The sequence below is a fragment of the Microcoleus sp. S36b_A4 genome (genome assembly GCF_036700645.1).
Taxonomy (GTDB): domain Bacteria; phylum Cyanobacteriota; class Cyanobacteriia; order Cyanobacteriales; family Microcoleaceae; genus Microcoleus.
In genome coordinates, this window is record NZ_JAUBPI010000007.1 from 1 (window position 1) to 18,961 (window position 18,961).

The following is an 18,961-nucleotide window of genomic DNA, read 5'->3' on the forward strand; positions in this document are numbered from 1 at the left end:
TGATCGCTGGTATTTATAATTATGAACTTTTTTTGAAGACAAACTAGCGCTCGTCTGAGACTTTCGCAAGAGGTCTATTAAGCAATCAGCTTGAATATCTGCTTGCGCTAATACCCAGGTTGCATTGCCATATTCTCGATCCAAAACTGCTAAAACTGGGTTGACGCTCTGTTCACAGACAAGTTTAAGTTGGGAAGCTGCTGGAAGTATCGGTGAAGACCCACTACTAATTCTTTCATGGAGTAGGGGTAATGCCCAACTTCCTTGTGCGAATGGTATCCACGCAATGGTACTGTACCCCTGTCCAATAATTACGCCCCTCTGATATTCATGGGTTCTGTCTTTTAATGTTTTGGCATCTCGTCGAGCCCATGCAGTGTGGTCGATTGCTACTAATATGTGTTCTGTTGGGGGTACTTCTTTCTGTAATTGCTCCAGATACAACTCCATCAGTTTTTTTCGGTCTGGTCTACAGTCTTGTAATGCTTCATAGATGCTTGGCCATTGACGCTTGAATAATGGATTTAGTGAAAATTCCGCTAAACATGACGCATTCGGAGTGGTCATCACTGCATCCATCAGCTCAAATGTCGCATCTTTCGCTTGCACCAATAACTCGTATGCTGCTTGACGAAAGTCCTTTAATCGTTCACTGTTCATTTAAGGAGTGGATAGGTTTTATTTTTCACCCTTATTCTCTCCTAGCGCGGTGGCTCTAGTTCTTCTGAAAGCCACCGTTCTCATCTTTGGTTAGTCTAAACTACAGTCAACTCTATAGCCACTCTTAATATACACATGGAGATAATAGACATCTTGACGGTAACTCCGAGATTGATAAATGACTTGTTCTTTAGAACATATTGCTACATTAATCACATTTGGCTTCTGATTTTTCGTTGTGAACTCTGCCATCCATTCAATAAAAAACGCAATCATTGCACATATTAAAAACACGCTCAATGGAACAATTAATGGAACTATTGCTAATAGTGTAAAAGCCAGCAATAACAAACTAATAATTATCCCAACAACTCCAATCACACGGGATAAAATAGCTAAACCGAGACCAGCCCATATCTCTGAACAAAAAATATTAGACTTCTCACTTAGTGAACGTATAAATGCTTCGTATGCAGCGTAAATCTTTTTCGATTCATTGTAGCTCATAAAAATATCCATTTCTCAAACTTTAGATGATACCAATTTTGGGGCTAAAGTTTTACATATATTTGTTAAAGCTTTTTGCAAAAAACGATTCTCAGTCTAGGAAGGGGGTTTAAATTTTCGGCGGTTTATGGATTTTAGGCGATCTCTACTCCACACACTGCCCGAAATAAATCGAAAGGTACTGTAAGGATCATCTAATATTTTCAAATCACGGCTCAAAAAATAACTTGTAGATTTGTGCGATCGCTCACGGACTGCTGCTAGAGCAATGCGAGATCAATTCATAGTGTCAATCTACTCGGTTCAGGCGATAAACGAAGCAATCATCATCACCGAACTTTCGGTACTCGATAAATTGAAAGCCAAGACGTTCATAGAAGTTGTGGGCCCGAGTATTATTGGCAAGCGGATCGACGAGGACAGCCTTCACCGCCGGATCTGCGAAACATCTGACAATTGCAAGCTGCATCATTTGTGTTCCATAGCCTTTGCCTAAATCAGCTTCTTGCCCAATCCAAATGTCAATAGCACGAAGATCCGCCGCCACATCACCCCAATAGTTGGTCTCCTCGCGTGCCGGATCGATGATTTGGATAAATCCGATGGGACGACCATCAATTTCAGCAATCAATTGTTCTCTCCAATCGGGCGCGCGCTCAAGTTCCACCTCCCAAGCCCAGTCATCGTTAGGATCTGACGAAATTACGTGAGGTTGCTCATCCCAGTGTCGTAACAGATCCAAATCAGCGGAAGTCGCGGAGCGTAGATTAATCATAACTTCACGTTTGAACGTCACACTTGTAATAGCTGAGATCCGAGTTTTCCGAGGTAATGTTAGATAGATCGCCTCGGGCGTACCCTAACTAAAATCATACTTCGCTTCCATAAATATTCCTATTCCTCTCCCTCTTCTTTTCCATCCTCTGCGCTCTCTGCGGTTTGTTCAATCTTTCCTGCATTAAACTCAATCTTTTTCTGGTGACGTTCCGACGCAGCTTTTTGCAGCATTTTCAATTTTTCTGGGTCAGCATTCGATCGCCAAAACAACTTATGATCCTTAATTTTAACGCAATTTTCCTCCAAACACTTCACCCATTCCCGATGCTTTTTAACTACGCCACGATCTAGAATCCCTAACTTTTCTTCTTGGCGGGTGAGTTTCGCAAACTTGTCGTAATGGGGATAACTAGCAGTAACAAAAGCTTCTTTTCTAACTAAAATTGGCGGATTATACACATCAGAATAGTCTTGATAGCTCACAGAAAGGTCGCGCAAATCGATGTGCATCGAAGTGTGAAGGGCTGGATGCGGGTTAGTGTCAAAATCTGGATAAAATAAATAGGAAATTTGAGGTTTGCGAGCGTAAAATTTGATTATTGTCGCGCCGTCAAGCCTGCCGATTGTGCGGTTGGCGCAGCCTTCGTAGAGCCTGAGCAAAGGGTCGAGTTCTTCTAATGCAGAGACGTGAACTGACAGGGAACCATGCTGTTTGTAGCCGATCGCACTATCTTCACAGCAATCGGCAACAATATCAGGTTTGCCCAAACTGTATAACATTAAATCTGCCAAAGTGCAAGCTTTTTGATAATTGTCAAACAAACCTTTGATGTCGTTGCGGATTTGAGCCGGGAGTCGGCGCATTGAAGGCCGCTCTCCCAAACCATTGAGAGCGAGATATACTAGCAAATCCTGGCGGCGCTTGTCGGCGATTCTCTCCCAATCATCCGCATCCGTTGCTTGCAAAATCACCCTCCAAGCGCGATTAAAACTGTGAAATTCCCCCTTAATCGCCGATTCTTCCGCTAGTTCGCCTTTAACCGGAAGCCGGCCTCGATCGCTCACAAAAGCCATCAAAGGAGCCAACATTTCCGCATAATCTTCAAAACGCTTAACTTGCGATCGCACCCTGGGAGTCGATAAGTGCGATCGAAACCGAGAAGCGCGAAAACCTTCACCCTCCGCAGCATCCCGAAACACAAAATAAATCCCCAAAGCCACGGGAATCGCATCAACATTCAAAACTTGGTCAATATAAACCTTCAACTCTTCTTGTTCGTAATACTTCTGAAAAGTATTCCGAGAAGTAATCACCCCATCCCCATAAGCAATTTGACCTCGATCGCTATCATCAATCAAAACCTGAGCCGCCACAACTAATAAATTCTTAGTTAATTCCCAAGCATTCAGCAACGCTTCTCGGCGTTCCGCCAAAGATTCAATCACATTAATCACATAACCAATATTCACAATATCAGCACAAATTCGCGGAGTATCCGGCTGATAGTATGGGTCCCAACCAGAAATAGCATAACCCTCTTGTGCAATATATTTAACATCCCCACCGTAACCGCAACCGTAATCAAAAAAAGTCGCCCCGTCCCTCACTAAATCAGCTTCTAAAACCAGACGCAGAGGTTTAGAAAGCGAGTTGCGTACCATTGCAGCTTTGTGTCGCTCGATCTTAGGAATTGATAGCTCACTATTCTCCTGTTTCAAACGCTCGACAACAGTATGATCTTGGATGTCTACACCGCAATATCCCAAATATTTGAGCCAACCCTCGCGAGTGCCGATCACGCTAGTGTTATCAAGCAGCCCCCACTTTTCCTCGCAGCGAGTCAGCCTTGCAAACTTTTCGTAATTGGGATAATCGGCAGCTACAAAAGTTTCCTTACGGTGCAAAACAGGAGGATTTTCGCTGTTGCTGTAATCGAAATATTTAACTTCCCCTGTTGCTAGATTAATTTGGATGCTGGTTTGCAAAGCAGGATGAGCGTCAGTATCGAAATCAGGGTAAAAAAGATAAGATATTTTAGGTTGATGGAGCAAAAATTTCACTAAAGTTGCTTTATCAATATTTTCGAGAGTGTGTCTGGCACAATTTTCGTAGATACCGAGGACAGGGTGGAGTGTCTGTAAAGCCGAAACGTGAACGTAAAAAGCCGTCGGTAATTTTTTGCCCACCTTGCTTTCGCGACAGCAGCGAGCCACTTTTGCTAGGAGATTGTCAACACATAAATTATTGTTTTCATCTTGCGGGTACGGCACAACATTTACAGAATATTGCTCAGAGATAGCCTCGTTTTCATACAATAAAACTTCCCGAGCAAAAACCCTCAAAGGCGTTAGCATTTTTTCATCGTTTTTTAATAAATTGCTATCTAAAATAGTGTTTGTACTGGTATCGTAATTCATAGCTAAATTAATTATTATTTTTAATTAACCGCAGAGAACACGGAGTGACGAAAGAAAGAAAGAAGATTTTCCTAGATTTTTTCTATTTAGGATGGACACTCCGTACCTTACCGCTCTATTTCTTAGTCTCTTAGAGAGAAACTTCGTTTTTGTAATGGCGATTTTAATTGCCGACTACGAGCAACTATGATCGAGTAAGATATTAACCAAATATTCGTGTTTCCACAAATTTTTGAACCCTAGCTAGATGACTGAACAAACTTACTAATATGTTTTCAACCCTCTCAATATTTAACAATTCCACATCGGGTGATTCAGATTGAAAGCTTCGCGCTTGATGCTCCAATTGTGCGGCCAAATCCGACATCAGAGCAACTCCTACATTAGCAGAAGTTCCTTTGAGACGGTGGGCTTGATATTCCACAGCTTGCCAATCTTTAGCTTCTACGGCTATTTTGGCAGCAGCTACATCAGCTTGCGCGCCTGCCACAAAAGCTTGCAAAAGTCGCTCTGGCAATTTAATATTAACTCGTCCGAGTTGCTCCAATCTGCTCTTGTCGAACAGTCCGTCGTAGTCTATATGTTCCCAAGTTTGAGGTGCGATCGCCCTTGGTGTCGGCCCAGCCACAACCTGCGCTTTTTCCATAACTTCTGTATAATTTGTTGCTAATTGAGATTTATTTGCCGAATTTATACTTTTAACTCCATACTTATTGTCACCCTGAACATTTAGGGCTTCATACTTTTTCAGAGCCGCCGCCAAAGCATCTAAATCTACAGGTTTACTGAGATAATCATCCATCCCCGCTGCCAGACACTTTTCTCGTTCACCCGGCATAGCATGAGCCGTTAAAGCCATCACAAAAGTATGCCGATCTCTTCCTTCAATTTGCCTCAACTTTTGCGCCGTTTTGTAACCATCAAGTATCGGCATTTGACAGTCCATCAGCACTAAATCATAGCTTTTTTTTGCCAGCAAATCCAGCGCTTCTTGACCGTTGACCACGCAGTCAGCTTGATAGCCTAAAACTGCCAACTGTTCGACAAGAACTTGTTGATTGATTGGGTGGTCTTCCGCCACCAAAATCCTTAGCGATGACAGCAAATTGGGAGTAACATATTGAGTATTAACTGGTGGCAACTTGTAAGTATTAGCAGCCTCCACTCTCCCAAAATCTCCCGTTCCCTTCACCGGCGCAAGCATTGCCTCAAGCAGGCGGCTTGGTCGCACCGGCTCGATCAAATATCCGTTAAAACCTCGACTGCAAAGCGATTCAGCCTTCGGCTGTTCCCGCAAAGCAGTCATGGCGATTAACGAGCCAACTGTCGAGGTCGATCGCACTTTCCTAGCAAATTCCTCCGCATCCAACTCCGGCATTTGCAAGTCCACCAGCACCACATCCCAGCTTTTTCCCCCTTCTCCCGAATTCTGAGAAATCCCACCCTGGGTATTTTTCAACCAACTCCAAGCCTCAGCAGCAGTTTCTGCCTCGTCGCAGCGGGCACCCCAACTTTGAGCGAGCGAGCGCACCGCTGCCCTCCTCAAAGCGCTTCCAGAGATTACTAATAACTTCTTGCCCGCTAGTTCGGGATCATGAGGCTCAACTGCCAACTGTTTTTCCAAAGGTACAGTAAACCAAAAAGTAGCACCGCTGCCTAGCAAACTGCGGACTCCAATCTCCCCTCCCATCATCTCCACTAACTGCTTGCAAATAGCCAAACCTAAACCCGTCCCGCCGTAAGGCCTAGTAGGAGAATCGTCTACCTGAGAAAAAGATTGGAACAACTTTGTTTGCCCCTGGGCCGAAATTCCAATGCCAGTATCTCGGACGGAAAATAGCAATCTTGCCCCTTGTCTACCCTCTGCCATTCGGTTGCCTTGTTTCACCGTTACGTGAACTAAAACTTGACCGCGATCCGTAAACTTTATGGCATTACCCGTCAAATTCAGCAAAACTTGCTTCAATCTTCCCGAGTCGCCCATTAACTTTTTCGGCACTGAGCTGTCAACTAAAATATTCAATTCAATACCTTTTTCTTCTGCCAAATGCGCTATAATTTCTATCACCGACTCAACGCAAGTATCCAAATCAAAATTAGCTTTTTCCAGCCGCATCTCTCCAGCTTCAATCTTAGAGAAATCGAGAATATCATTAATAACATTTAGCAAATGTTCAGCACTGCGGTAAATCGTCTGAGCACAGTCCCGCTGTTTCTGTTCCAGAGGAGCGCGCAGCAGCAATTGAGCCATTGCCAAAACCCCATTCATCGGAGTGCGAATTTCGTGACTCATGTTCGCCAAGAATTGCGACTTCACCCGGCTAGCTTCTAAGGCAGTTTCGCGCGCTTCCACCAACTCATTAATCTTGTCGGCAACCATCACAATTCCCCCTACTTTACCGTCTGGATTGTACCAAGGGTGAGCGGCCCAGCGCAGATAGATAACAGAGCCGTCTGCTCGTTCCCAAGCATCTTCGCTGACAGAAACTACCTTGCCTTGGAGCACTTCTTGGTACATTACTTTCCAGCGATTCGGCGTATCTGGAAACAATTCGTAATGGCTGAGATTATTTAGGGACGGCAAGCCCAAATTAAATTGACTAACCCATTTTTTAGAGTTAGCCATATAGCGCATTTGTGTATCTAACATCGCCATTGCTACAGGCACGCAAGTAATAATTTGTCTCAGTTGCTGCCGTTCCCTTTCCAGAGCATCTTCCGCCTGTTTCCGCTCAGTAATATCGCTAATCATACCGGCCATTCGCAGCGGTTTTCCTTGGGAATTGCGCTGAGCTTTTCCCTGAGAAGTGCAGTAGCGGTAAACACCGTTTGAGTGCAGCAGCCGAAATTCTACATTGTAATCTATTTCTTGTTCCAAGTGAGCTGCGATCGCCGCGACAATTCCCTCCTTGTCATCCGGGTGCAGGCGGTTATATAGAGCTTCCATAGTCCTGCCAAATTGCTTGCGCGACAAACCGATAATTTCCAAAAGGCGATCGTTCCAATAAACCTCATTTTTACTTAAATCCCAATCCCAAATTCCGTCGTTCACTCCCTCTAAAACTAACCTGTACCGTTCTTCGCTTTCCTTAAGCTTTTGACTGGTATGAAACGCCTGAAATTCGGCGCGGTAAACCCGCATCGCATTGGACAAACTGCGAGACAAACTTTCGGGAGAAAGCTTATTTTTAGCGATATAATCAGAAGCTCCTGCCTTCATCAATTCCACAGCAATTTGTTCGTCGCCTTGACCTGTGAGTACAATTAAGGGAACTTTCAGTCCCGCTTCTCGTAGATGTTTTACCAAACTCAGTCCGTCTCCGTCCGGCAATCCGTAGTCGAGGAATACGCAGTCAAATTTGCACTCAAATATTTGATTTAATAGCAGCCCCTGTTCTGTCTCCTCAAGCTCGCTTAAAGGTTGAGATTTATTTTGTTGGGAGAGTTTCGCGGTAGCCTGCGTAGAATTTTTGCTGACCGAGAGTTGGACCAGGGCATCCGCGCAGTCTTCTGCCTCAGTAACTTCTGCCGAAACACCAGCGGACTTGAGCGAGCGTTTGATCGCCATTCGATCTACTGCATCGTCATCAACTATCAGAATTGTGAGAATTTTGTCCATAAAAACCGAATTGTGGATTACTCCGAAAAAGCTGCTGTCGAGAAAAAGGAATTCAAACAACTGCATCGCTGAAAAATCATAAATCTTCTTTGAAAAAAAATATTCAAATTTCCCTATTTTAGGGAATTTCGCTCAGCATCCAGTATTTGTTTAGGGTAGCCATCACTTCCACAAAGTTAGAAAAAGTAACAGGTTTAAGAATATAGCCCGCTACATTCAAATTATAAGCTTTTACTTTATCTCTATCTTCATTAGAAGTTGTGAGGACGATTACCGGAATCGACCTCAAACATTCATCTAGTCGCAATTCTTGCAAAAACTCGATCCCGCTCATTCTTGGCATATTCAAGTCCAGCAAAATCAACCTGCGCGCTTTAGGCATGGGAGGATCTATTTTTCCTTCTCCACGTAATATAGCTAGAGCTTCTAATCCATTGGCAGCAATGTAGAGGGGGTTGACGATGTTATTTTTTTTGAAAGCTCGCCGGACGTTCATCACATCAACCTCATCATCTTCTACCAAGAGAATATGAATTTTTTTGTCTTGCATAAATCAGCCATTTTCTAGATGTTTTTTTAAGCGCCCGTCTCGTTTGCGAGGTTTTGTCAGCACGGATCGCGAACCCAGCAGGTTTAATATCTATTGTCCTTTGTCAAGAATCATTTATGCCGGGGTCGATGACAGTATCTACCTGCAGGCGTACTTGCCCGTCATTCGATTTGAGATTTGAGATTTTGGATTGACCCGACGGATAAATGCGGGGGCTTGAGGATTTTAGATTTGAGATTTGGGATTGATTCCACGGATAAATCCGGGAGCTTGTACCATCACGAAATTCTTGGTCAGAGCATGAGCGGTGCAGCGGAGATCCAAAAACTCGCCAATAACACCCGATCGAGCTACGGTAAAATCTAAAACTCATCTACCTTATTATTAATCGCCATGTCAGCCGATCGCAAACTCTACGAAGGCAAAGCCAAAATCCTCTACTCCACCGAAGACAGCGAAATTTTGCTGACCCACTTCAAAGACGACGCCACAGCCTTTAACGCTCAGAAACGCGGCAGCATCGTCGGCAAAGGCGAAATCAACTGCGCCGTATCCGCCCACCTGTTTCGGATGCTAGAAGCCAAAGGCATTCCCACCCACTTCATCGACACGCCGGCCCCCAACGAAATGCGAGTCTGTCGCGTCCAAATCTTGCCATTGGAAGTCGTAGTCAGAAACATTGCCGCCGGCAGTCTGTGCAAGCAAACAGGCCTCGCCCTAGGCACAATTGTCAATCCGCCGCTGGTGGAGTTTTATTACAAAAACGACGATTTGGGAGATCCGCTACTGACCCGCGACAGGCTGCTGCTAATGCAGCTAGCCACCCCCGAACAAGTAGACCAACTAGAAATCGCCGCCCGCGAAATTAACGAAATACTCAAAGAATTTTTCAGCCAGTGCGGCATCACCCTGGTAGACTTCAAACTAGAATTCGGTATCGACCAACATCAAAATCTGATCCTCGCCGACGAAATCAGTCCCGACACCTGCCGCCTCTGGGACAACGCAGAAGCCGACCCCGACGCCCGTGTTATGGACAAAGACCGATTCCGCCGCGACTTAGGATCGGTAGAAACCGCTTACCAGCAAGTTCTCCAACGCGTTCTCGCTCAGAAAGTCTAGAGGCCTTGGTAATGCGCTAGAATTGCACAGTTTGTCACCCTTCTGCTTTCAATGTCAGCAATCAGCGGTCAACAGTCATCAATTAGCGGTCAGCGCGAAATTCCACCGACTTATATAACTAATGACTAATGACTAATGACTAATGACTAATGTGGTGTGTGGATTGCCCAAAAAAGTGAACAAAAATGCGTTTATCTGCTGTATTGGTGGCAGTTTTTACTGCCTCAGCAACATTCGGGTTATCAAATTCTGCTTCCGGCCAAACATCCTACTCTGAATCAGCAGAGGAAGCTTTGGCTGCCGCCCGGCCCGCCCCGCCGATCGAATTACCCGATCGCCCCCTTCCAGAATTAACCCCAAACCCTCCTCAAAACCGCAAAGCCGCTAAAACCAGCAAAGGGGAAGCCCTAAAAATAGCGGAGGCCCCTGCCAGAGGAGGGAACGACCGGGAACCCCCAAACCAAGTCACAGACCCGCCCTCCCCGGTTTCACCTCCGATCCTTGAACTCAAACCCGAGCTAGCATCCAACCCTTCCCCCGCCTCTAGCAGCCAAAACGCCCTGCCAGAGGCGCAACAGGAAAGCTCGCTCCCCCCATCGGAAGCGGCGGTAATGCCCGCCTGGATCGCAGCAGAGCTAGGGAAACCAGATGAATCCGGGGCGATCGCTCAAAACGCCCAAGTTACGCCCAGACCGGCCCCGACGGGACTACCCGCTAACACCGTTCCCTCTTTGCCCCCTGGCCCAGCACCGCAGCCGAGACAAGCCCCTGCACCCGCCGGGGCGGCAGAACCGCAAGTGCTAGTTGCAGAAGTGACAGTCACCGGGGCGACGGAAGACTTGGAAACGGAAATTTACCGAGTCATCAGCACCCAACCAGGACGCACGACCAACCGCAGCCAACTGCAACAAGACATCAACGCCATTTTTGCCACAGGCTTTTTCAGAAACGTGCGGGCAGTACCGGAAGACACCCCGTTGGGCGTCCGGGTGACTTTTATTGTCCAGCCAAATCCAGTGCTGCAGGGAGTGACAATCACCGGCCAGCAAGTCCTGCCCCAAAGCGTAATTGACGAAAGCTTCCGCGATCAATACGGCAAAATTCTCAACCTCCGCCGCTTTGAGGAGGGAGTGAAAAAAATTAATGCGTGGTATCAAGAGAACGGCTATGTTTTGGGCCAAATTACTGATGCCCCGCAAGTAGCAGACGACGGCACTGTCACCCTGGTAGTGGCAGAAGGCCAGATCGAATCCGTTGATGTCCGCTTCCTGAACAAGGAGGGAGAGGCAACAGATCCCACGGGTCAGCCCATCGGAGGCAACACCCGTCAGTTTGTCATTACCCGCGAAGTAGAACTCAAGCCCGGAGACATCTTTAACCGCACCAAGGCGGAAAGGGATTTGAGACGGGTGTTTGGTTTGGGAATTTTTGAAGACGTGCGACTTGCCTTGGAACCGGGAACGACTGACCCCCGCAAGGCAAGGGTAATTGTCAACGTCATTGAGAAAAATACCGGTTCTCTGGCGGCGGGTGCGGGTTTGAGTTCTGCGACGGGTTTGTTCGGTACGCTGAGTTACCAGCAGCAAAACTTCAGAGGTAGGAACCAAAAGTTGGGCGCGGAGGTGCAAATAGGGGAACGCCAAAATCTGTTTGACTTGAGTTTTACAGATCCCTGGATTGCGGGCGATCCTTACCGGACTTCTTATACGATTAATGCGTTTAGAAGACGATCGATCAGCGTGATTTTTGACGGCGGCGAACGGGAAGTTAGATTGCCCAACGACGATCGACCCCGCATCAATCGCACCGGGGCCGGCATCAATTTCACCCGTCCCCTGTCGCGCAATCCTTTTGCCGATTCTGAGTGGACTGCTTCAGTCGGCTTGCAGTACCAGCGAGTCTCAATTACCGATCGCAAAGGCAGGCGCGAGTCCGAGGACGAACTCGGCAACCTGTTGAGTTTTAGCGATTCGGGCTCGGATGACTTGACAACTTTGCAAGCAGGTGTTGTGCGCGATCGGCGCAACGACCCCCTCCGCCCCACTAGCGGTTCCCTGCTCAGGTTTGGGATGGAACAATCGATTCCTGTAGGTTCCGGCAGCATCCTGTTAAACCGCCTGCGGGCCAGCTACAGCTTGTACCTACCAGTCAAGTACACTAACTTTACCCCCGGCCCTCAAACCCTGGCATTCAGTTTTAGGGGCGGCACCGTATTCGGAGATTTGCCTCCCTACGAAGCCTTTGCCTTGGGCGGCGCCAACTCGGTGCGCGGATACGACGAAGGCGACATGGGAGCCGGCCGCAGCTTCCTAGAAGCCAGCGTTGAGTACCGTTTCCCGATTATTTCGTTTCTCGGCGGAGCGCTATTTTTGGATGCTGGCACTGACTTGGGTACGGGCAAAGATGTCCCAGGCGACCCGGCAGGTATCCGCGAAAAGCCCGGTAGCGGTTACGGTTACGGCCTCGGCGTGCGGATTCAATCTCCTTTAGGGCCGATCCGGATCGATTACGGTATCAACGACACTGGCGACAATCAAATTCACTTTGGGATTGGTGAACGATTCTAAGTTGGCAGTTGACAGTTGACAGTTGGCAGTTGACAGTTGACAGTTGACAGTTGACAGTTGGCAGTTGGCAGTTGACAGTTGACAGTTGACAGTTGACAGTTGGCAGTTGGCAGTTGGCAGTTGGCAGTTGGCAGTTGACTACTAACTACTGACTAATGACAGTTGACAGTTGACAGTTGACTACTAACTACTGACTACTAACTAATGACTAATGACTATTGAACGTACCTTAAAATCTGAATTTGAACTGTCGGGAATCGGTTTGCATAGCGGCACACAAACTCGCGTCCGAGTTTTGCCTGCGGAGGTTGGGGAAGGCCGCTATTTTGTCAGAGTTGACTTGCCTGGTGCTCCGATAATTCCTGCAAAAATTGAGGCGGTTTCTCAGACTGCACTTTCAACTGAACTGGCAGGTATCGATGCTCAAATTCGCACTGTAGAGCATTTATTAGCGGCTTTAGCGGGGATGGGAGCGGATAATGCTCGAATAGAGGTTGATGGGCCGGAAGTGCCGCTGCTGGACGGTTCGGCTCTGGTTTGGGTAGAGGCGATCGCCCATACCGGCTTAGTTCCTCAAGAATCGAAGCAAGCCCCCACTCCCTCCTGCGTCCTAGAACAGCCAATTTGGGTGCGCCACGGGGATGCTTTTGCAGCGGCTTTACCCTCAGCCGAAACTCGATTTAGTTACGGAATTGATTTTGAGGAACAGGCGATCGGCAATCAATGGTACAGTTGGTCGCCAGAAGCAGAAAGTTTTGCTAGCGCGATCGCCCCAGCCCGCACTTTTGGACTTGCTCGCCAAGTTGACCAATTGCGACAAGCAGGTTTGATCAAAGGTGGTACCCTAGAGAACGCCCTAGTTTGCGATCGATCCGGCTGGCTCAACCCGCCTTTGAGATTTGCCAACGAACCAGTGCGCCATAAAATCCTAGACTTAGTAGGCGACCTCAGTCTGCTCGGAACTTGGCCAAAAGCTCACTACTTGGCTTACAAAGCCAGTCACAACCTGCACGTCCAACTCGCCCAAGCCCTGAAATCGGAAGCTCTAGCTACCCTAGATAAAAGTTAGGAAAAAACAAGGTGATATTCTGTTAAGATTGCATCTTCCTTCTGACTTCTGCCTTCTGCAATACCACACTCAAAATTCTTCAAGAAATGTCTACGCTGACTGAAGTTAACACCCTCAATACTGCTAATTCTGAATCCGTCTCCACCAAAAACGGTGAAGATTCTCCAGCGGTTAAATCTACTTTTACTCTCGAAGAAGTTCAGAAATTATTGCCTCATCGCTATCCTTTTGCACTGGTTGACAAGATTGTTGATTACGTGCCGTCCGAGAAGGCTGTAGGAATTAAAAATGTGACTTTCAACGAACCACATTTTCAAGGGCATTTCCCCGGACGGCCGATTATGCCTGGAGTATTAATTGTCGAAGCGATGGCTCAAGTTGGCGGTATTGTTCTGGCTCAGTTGCCTGACATCAAGCAAGGATTGTGGATGTTTACCGGAATTGATCAAGTCAAGTTCCGTCGTCAGGTTGTACCGGGCGATCAGTTGCTGATGACTGTAGAATTGCTGTGGGTAAAACGCCGCCGCTTTGCAAAAATGCAGGCTCTGGCTGAAGTAGACGGACAAAAAGTTTGTGAAGGGGAATTGACGTTTTCGATGGTAGATTAAATTGGGGAATTGGTAACGGGTAATTGGTAATTTATAACTAAGAACAGCCAACAGACGACAGCCAACAGTCAACAGACAACGGACAACAGCCAACTGACAACTGACAACTGAAAAATGCTTACTTTGATTCACCCAACTGCTGTGATTCATCCCCGCGCTGAACTTCACCCGACTGTAGAAGTGGGAGCTTATGCTGTAATTGGGGAAAGAGTGAAAATCGGGCCGGAGACTAAGATTGGCGCTCATGCAATTATCGACGGGCTAACAGAAATAGGCGCTCGCAATCAAATTTTCCCCGGTGCGGCGATTGGTTTGGAACCTCAAGATTTGAAATACGAGGGTTCTCTGACTAGGGTGAAAATTGGCGACAACAATCTCATTCGGGAATACGTGACAATTAACCGCGCTACTGGAGCCGGAGAAAGCACGACTATTGGCAATCATAATCTATTGATGGCTTATGTTCATGTGGGACACAATTGCGCGATCGCCGATCGAGTAATTATCGCCAATGCTGTAGCCTTAGCCGGACACGTTAAAATCGAGTCTCAAGCCCGCTTGAGCGGTGTTTTGGGGGTTCACCAGTTTGTCCAAATCGGCCGCTTGTCTATGGTGGGCGGCTTGAGCAGGATCGATCGAGATGTACCTCCTTATATGCTAGTCGAGGGAAATCCTTCGAGAGTGCGAGCAATCAACAAAATAGGCCTCGAACGCGCTGGTTTTACCCCAGAAGATTTGCTAGTTTTGAAGAAAACTTTTCGTATTCTCTACCATTCTGGCTACACTCTAAATCAAGCTTTGGAACAGTTGGATTTGTTGCCAGAAAACCCCCACTTGCAGCACCTGCAGAGATTTGTGCAGCAGTCTATAACCAAAGGGCGGCGAGGTTTGATTCCTGGCAAAAAGTGAATCAGGTAGAATAAACCTATGAACTAAGCGACTGTTGCCCTATGAATGTATATACTTCAGTCAAATCTACATCCCCTGAAACAGAACCAGATGGCTGCATCAGGTTCTCAGATGTTAGTTGGGAGCAATTTGAAGCGATAGAAGCAGCTTTTAAAGATTTCAGAGGTGTGAAATTTTTCTATCTCGATCGACTACTGCAAATTATGACTGTCTCGCCCGAACACGAAATCATCAAGAAAACTCTCTGTATGCTGCTAGAGGCATATATGAGAGCAAATGGGATTCGATTTTACGGCAAGGGCGCCCCGACTCTGGGTAACAGAGAATTAGGCGGTAGAAAAGAGCCGGATGATTCCTATGATGTAGGAACGCAAAAAATAGTCCCAGATATTGCTATTGAAGTGGTAATTACCAGTGGTGGGATAAATACTCTAGAGTTCTACAAAAGATTGGGCGTTCGGGAAGTCTGGTTTTGGCAAAATAGTCAGTTATCTATCTATTACTTAACAGGTGAAAATTATCAGGAGATGGCCCGGAGTACATTCATTCCCGATCTGGACTTAGAATTACTGCTACGCTGTGCTAATATGCCCGATCAATATGATGCTGTTACCGAGTTATTAGCAAACATCTCACCTGTATAAATTCAAAATATGAAAATTTTTATCAGCACTGGTGAGGTTTCGGGCGATTTGCAAGGAGCTTTGTTAGTTGCAGCCTTAAAACGCTACGCTGTCGCCGCTGGTTTGGAGTTAGAAATAACCGGATTGGGCGGCCCTCGTATGGCGGAAGCGGGTGCTACTATTTTAGGCGATACTTTGGGCATTGGTTCTATGGGCCTTATAGAATCAGTGCCGTACATTTGGCCCACAATCAAAGTTCAGCAAAAAGCTAAACAATATCTCAAAAACTTCCGCCCGGATGCTGTTGTATTGATTGATTATTTGACTCCTAATCTCGGTATTGGCAGCTATATCCGTCGCTGTTTGCCTGATTTGCCCGTGGTTTGGTACATCGCACCTCAAGAATGGGTTTGGTCGATTTCTCCTCGCAATACTGATCTGATTGTCAGTATTTGCGACCAACTTTTGGCAATTTTCCCAGAGGAAGCTAGTTATTATCAAAAAAAAGGAGCCCAAGTGAGTTGGGTCGGTCATCCTTTGGTGGATAGAATGCAATCTGCGCCCAGCCGGGAAGTTGCCCGCAAAACTTTGGGAATTTTGCCGGAACAGGTGTCGATCGCCCTAATTCCCGCTTCCAGACACCAAGAACTCAAGTACCTGATGCCGGTTATATTTGAGGCAGCTCAAATTATTCAAGCTAAATTGCCGGAAGTTCATTTTTGGATTCCGCTTGCTAACAAAGCTTTCCGCAGCAAAATTGAACAGGCGATCGAGAATTACGGTTTGCGGGCTACTTTGTTAGAAAATCAAACTCTGGAAATCTTGGCTGCTGCCGATCTGGCGATCGCTAAATCTGGTACTGTTAATCTGGAGCTAGCTTTGCTCGACGTTCCGCAAGTTGTCGCCTACCGCGTCAGTCCGATTACGGCGATTATTGCTCGCCACGTCCTGAAATTTTCGATTCCTTTTATGTCTCCGCCCAATTTGGTGCAAATGAAGCCGATCGTCCCGGAGTTGCTGCAAGACGAGGCGACTGCGGAAAATATAGTGAACCATGCACTGGAATTGCTGCAAAATGCCGATCGACGCCAGCAAACTTTGGCGGGTTATCGGGAAATGCGCGAAAATCTCGGAGATGTGGGTGTGTGCGATCGGGCTGCTGCGGAAATAATGAAAAATGTCAAATTAAATACAGCTTCTTAAAGCAATTTTGGTATTGAAAGGTTATGTATAAACCTGGTTCCTTTGTGGCTGGCTCGTGGACAAACCCACGATTTATTACCAAAAACGCGGTTGATTTCCTTAATTTCTATTAAAGCAACTTTTTTATTGAAATGTTATGCCAAGCAATCGGAAAAAGCGACCGATCGCTGTTGATTTATTTGCAGGCGCGGGTGGCATGACCCTGGGCTTTGAACAAGCAGGATTTGATGTACTTGCCTCAGTCGAAATTGACCCTATTCACTGCGCCACACACGAGTTTAATTTCCCGCTGTGTTCTATTCTGTGCAAAGATGTCACACAGCTTACGGGCTCAGAAATTCGGAAAAAATCGGCGATCGGGCGGCGCGAGATAGACGTAGTAATCAGCGGTTCGCCCTGTCAAGGATTCTCCATGATGGGCAAGCGTGATGTGGACGACCCACGAAATTCTTTAATTTTTCACTTTCAGCGTTTAGTTTTGGAGCTAAAACCCAAGTTTTTTGTAATGGAAAATGTGCCGGGAATTGCATCAGGAGAACACAAAGAACTCCTGAATGTTTTAATTAGCTCTTTTATGAAACGTGGCTATAAAGTAGAAGAAAATTATCAAGTTCTCAACGCTGTTAACTATGGAGTGCCGCAAGCTCGCAAACGATTGTTTTTGATTGGGTGCAAAGAAGGTTATGAGCTACCAAAATACCCTCAGCAAACTACGATACTGCCAAAAATTAAAATTCCTAAACGCTATAAAAAAATTAATTTACCTACTGTCCCGACAGTTTGGGATGCGATTGGAGATTTGCCGGAAGTGGAAAAGTACAGCGAGTTGCTGCATCGAGATTGGGTGATGGCGGAGTATGGAAAGTGCAGCACTTATGGGAGTATAATGCGCGGAATTGAGGGTTTGGATGATGATTATTCCTACGATCGCGAATACGATCGACAAATCCTCTCTGGTAGTTTGCGAACTAAACATTCTCAGGAATGTATAGAAAGGTTTCAGGCGGCCAAACACGGCGAAAAAGAGCCGATCAGCCGTTTTTACAAGCTTCACCCTGACGGAGTTTGCAACACACTCAGGGCCGGAACCGACAGGGCGAGGGGGGCTTATACTTCGCCGAGACCGATTCACCCGATCGCCCCTCGGTGCATTACAGTCAGAGAAGCTGCGCGACTGCATTCCTATCCTGACTGGTTTAGATTTCACGTCACAAAATGGCACGGTTTTCGCCAAGTCGGAAATTCTGTACCACCGCTACTGGCGAAAGCTGTCGCAGCGCAAATTATTAGCGCTTTAGGGGTGACAGCCTTTAAGCCCAGTCTCAAACTGACATGGGGAGATGATTCGTTGCTTAAACTCAATTGGTCGGAAGCAGAACAATATTATCTAAAAAGTTAAGAATTAGATTGACAGCGTATATCCAGGGCTACCCCCATTAAGCGCGGGTTTAGCGTCCCCTGTATCAGTGAACACAGTTCGATTACCCGCACGAGATGTCCCCGGTAGTTCAACAAACCGGGAATGTATTCCGGGGCGCTGTGAAGTTTTTTCAAGGTAAAAGTGGGAACTATTTCGACTACTGGGCTGCAATCCAAGGCGTAGCGTCCTATACATAAAATAGCAAAATCAACATCTGGATATCAGAGGAGATTTGAGATTGTGAAAGTCTGCCGGAAAACATTGTGAGAAATTTCACTGAGTTTTGCAACAATTACAAGTCTTTTGGACTTCTAGAGCTATTGTGTAAAAAGTGTATTTTCAGGAGACTCAACTACTATGGGTTGGTTTAAAAGACTGTTCGGACTCGAAAAGCCTGCACCCCAGGCTGAACCGATGGCACAAGTAGTACAGCAAGCAGCACAAGCGCAATCCATCGCTCCTGCTAAAGTCGGCCCAGACGGAAATTTTGACGAAAGCGGCTTAGCGAAGCGGGTTGCTTTAGCTTTTGACGCCGATGCAGAAGTTGCTGATATCGAGACTGTTTATGTAGCTCAGCTCAGCAGCACCGTTGTTCTCAAAGGTCAAGTTCCTAGTCAGGCAATTCTCGACAAGTTGGTGGCGATCGCCTCTGCTGAAGAAGGTGCCACAAACGTGCAAACCGATCAGGTGACAGTCGGCTAGTTCTTGGGAACCGAAGCAGTCTCGCTCCGGGTGCTGCTCAAATTAGCCAAAAACTCGATTAAACCCGCTGCGGCGGGTTTTTTGTTGCCGTCACCCCCTCAAAATATTAATTATTGTAAATAAAACCGATTTATCTCAAAAAACAGTATAATTGAATACAGAAACTAAAAAAGTTTTAGCAAAGAAAACCAACCCTGACCTGACTGC

Annotated in this window: 16 protein-coding genes; 9 read left to right on the forward strand and 7 right to left on the reverse strand. The window is 46.5% G+C overall.

What is annotated here, in order from left to right; all coding sequences use genetic code 11:
* From QUA03_RS03715 to QUA03_RS03740, 6 genes are all read right to left on the reverse strand, one after another.
* On the reverse strand, nucleotides 1–660 hold a 660-nt coding region (locus QUA03_RS03715; RefSeq protein ID WP_333209760.1), incomplete at its 3' end, for a transposase.
* Between the two features lie 90 nt (nucleotides 661–750).
* Nucleotides 751–1,167: a hypothetical protein gene (locus tag QUA03_RS03720; protein ID WP_333209762.1), complete on the reverse strand. Its 417-nt coding sequence runs from the start codon at nucleotides 1,165–1,167 to the stop codon at nucleotides 751–753.
* A gap of 289 nt (nucleotides 1,168–1,456) precedes the next feature.
* Entirely contained in the window at nucleotides 1,457–1,942 is a 486-nt protein-coding gene (locus QUA03_RS03725; RefSeq protein WP_333209765.1) for a GNAT family N-acetyltransferase, read from the reverse strand.
* Between the two features lie 119 nt (nucleotides 1,943–2,061).
* Nucleotides 2,062–4,362 (reverse strand): DNA phosphorothioation-associated putative methyltransferase, encoded by a 2,301-nt coding sequence (locus QUA03_RS03730; protein ID WP_333209768.1) that lies wholly within the window; start codon nucleotides 4,360–4,362, stop codon nucleotides 2,062–2,064.
* Nucleotides 4,363–4,564: 202 nt separating this feature from the next.
* On the reverse strand, nucleotides 4,565–7,981 hold the full coding sequence (locus QUA03_RS03735) for a response regulator (RefSeq protein WP_333209771.1): 3,417 nt from the start codon (nucleotides 7,979–7,981) through the stop codon (nucleotides 4,565–4,567).
* Nucleotides 7,982–8,099: 118 nt separating this feature from the next.
* The gene (locus tag QUA03_RS03740) at nucleotides 8,100–8,531 is read right to left on the reverse strand and encodes a response regulator (protein ID WP_015177949.1); all 432 of its coding nucleotides are present in this window, start codon (nucleotides 8,529–8,531) and stop codon (nucleotides 8,100–8,102) included.
* A gap of 393 nt (nucleotides 8,532–8,924) precedes the next feature.
* Between QUA03_RS03740 and purC the strand changes: the two genes are divergently transcribed.
* The 8 genes from purC to QUA03_RS03780 all read left to right on the forward strand — a co-directional run bounded on the left by purC (nucleotide 8,925) and on the right by QUA03_RS03780 (nucleotide 18,031).
* Nucleotides 8,925–9,653: a phosphoribosylaminoimidazolesuccinocarboxamide synthase gene (gene purC / locus QUA03_RS03745; RefSeq protein WP_333209772.1), complete on the forward strand. Its 729-nt coding sequence runs from the start codon at nucleotides 8,925–8,927 to the stop codon at nucleotides 9,651–9,653.
* 185 nt (nucleotides 9,654–9,838) lie between these two features.
* Complete coding sequence (locus QUA03_RS03750; protein WP_333209774.1) at nucleotides 9,839–12,220, forward strand: BamA/TamA family outer membrane protein; 2,382 nt, start codon at nucleotides 9,839–9,841, stop codon at nucleotides 12,218–12,220.
* A 211-nt stretch (nucleotides 12,221–12,431) separates the two neighbouring features.
* The gene (lpxC, locus tag QUA03_RS03755) at nucleotides 12,432–13,289 is read left to right on the forward strand and encodes a UDP-3-O-acyl-N-acetylglucosamine deacetylase (RefSeq protein WP_333209776.1); all 858 of its coding nucleotides are present in this window, start codon (nucleotides 12,432–12,434) and stop codon (nucleotides 13,287–13,289) included.
* An 86-nt stretch (nucleotides 13,290–13,375) separates the two neighbouring features.
* Complete coding sequence (fabZ, locus tag QUA03_RS03760; protein WP_333163518.1) at nucleotides 13,376–13,897, forward strand: 3-hydroxyacyl-ACP dehydratase FabZ; 522 nt, start codon at nucleotides 13,376–13,378, stop codon at nucleotides 13,895–13,897.
* Between the two features lie 114 nt (nucleotides 13,898–14,011).
* Nucleotides 14,012–14,806 (forward strand): acyl-ACP--UDP-N-acetylglucosamine O-acyltransferase, encoded by a 795-nt coding sequence (gene lpxA / locus QUA03_RS03765; RefSeq protein WP_333209778.1) that lies wholly within the window; start codon nucleotides 14,012–14,014, stop codon nucleotides 14,804–14,806.
* A gap of 41 nt (nucleotides 14,807–14,847) precedes the next feature.
* Nucleotides 14,848–15,450 (forward strand): Uma2 family endonuclease, encoded by a 603-nt coding sequence (locus QUA03_RS03770; RefSeq protein ID WP_333209780.1) that lies wholly within the window; start codon nucleotides 14,848–14,850, stop codon nucleotides 15,448–15,450.
* A gap of 9 nt (nucleotides 15,451–15,459) precedes the next feature.
* Nucleotides 15,460–16,632: a lipid-A-disaccharide synthase gene (gene lpxB, locus QUA03_RS03775; protein WP_333209781.1), complete on the forward strand. Its 1,173-nt coding sequence runs from the start codon at nucleotides 15,460–15,462 to the stop codon at nucleotides 16,630–16,632.
* A 136-nt stretch (nucleotides 16,633–16,768) separates the two neighbouring features.
* Nucleotides 16,769–18,031, forward strand: coding sequence for a DNA cytosine methyltransferase (locus QUA03_RS03780; RefSeq protein WP_333209782.1), 1,263 nt, complete (start codon nucleotides 16,769–16,771; stop codon nucleotides 18,029–18,031).
* Here QUA03_RS03780 and QUA03_RS03785 read toward each other — a convergent pair.
* Nucleotides 18,028–18,228 carry a chemotaxis protein CheW gene (locus QUA03_RS03785; protein ID WP_333209784.1) on the reverse strand — a complete coding sequence of 67 codons (201 nt, stop codon included), beginning with the start codon at nucleotides 18,226–18,228 and terminating at the stop codon, nucleotides 18,028–18,030. The two genes, QUA03_RS03780 and QUA03_RS03785, sit on opposite strands and share 4 nt — an antisense overlap.
* 181 nt (nucleotides 18,229–18,409) lie before the next feature.
* Between QUA03_RS03785 and QUA03_RS03790 the strand changes: the two genes are divergently transcribed.
* Nucleotides 18,410–18,754, forward strand: a complete 345-nt coding sequence (locus tag QUA03_RS03790) for a BON domain-containing protein (protein ID WP_333209786.1) — start codon at nucleotides 18,410–18,412, stop codon at nucleotides 18,752–18,754.
* Nucleotides 18,755–18,961: the final 207 nt, after the last annotated feature.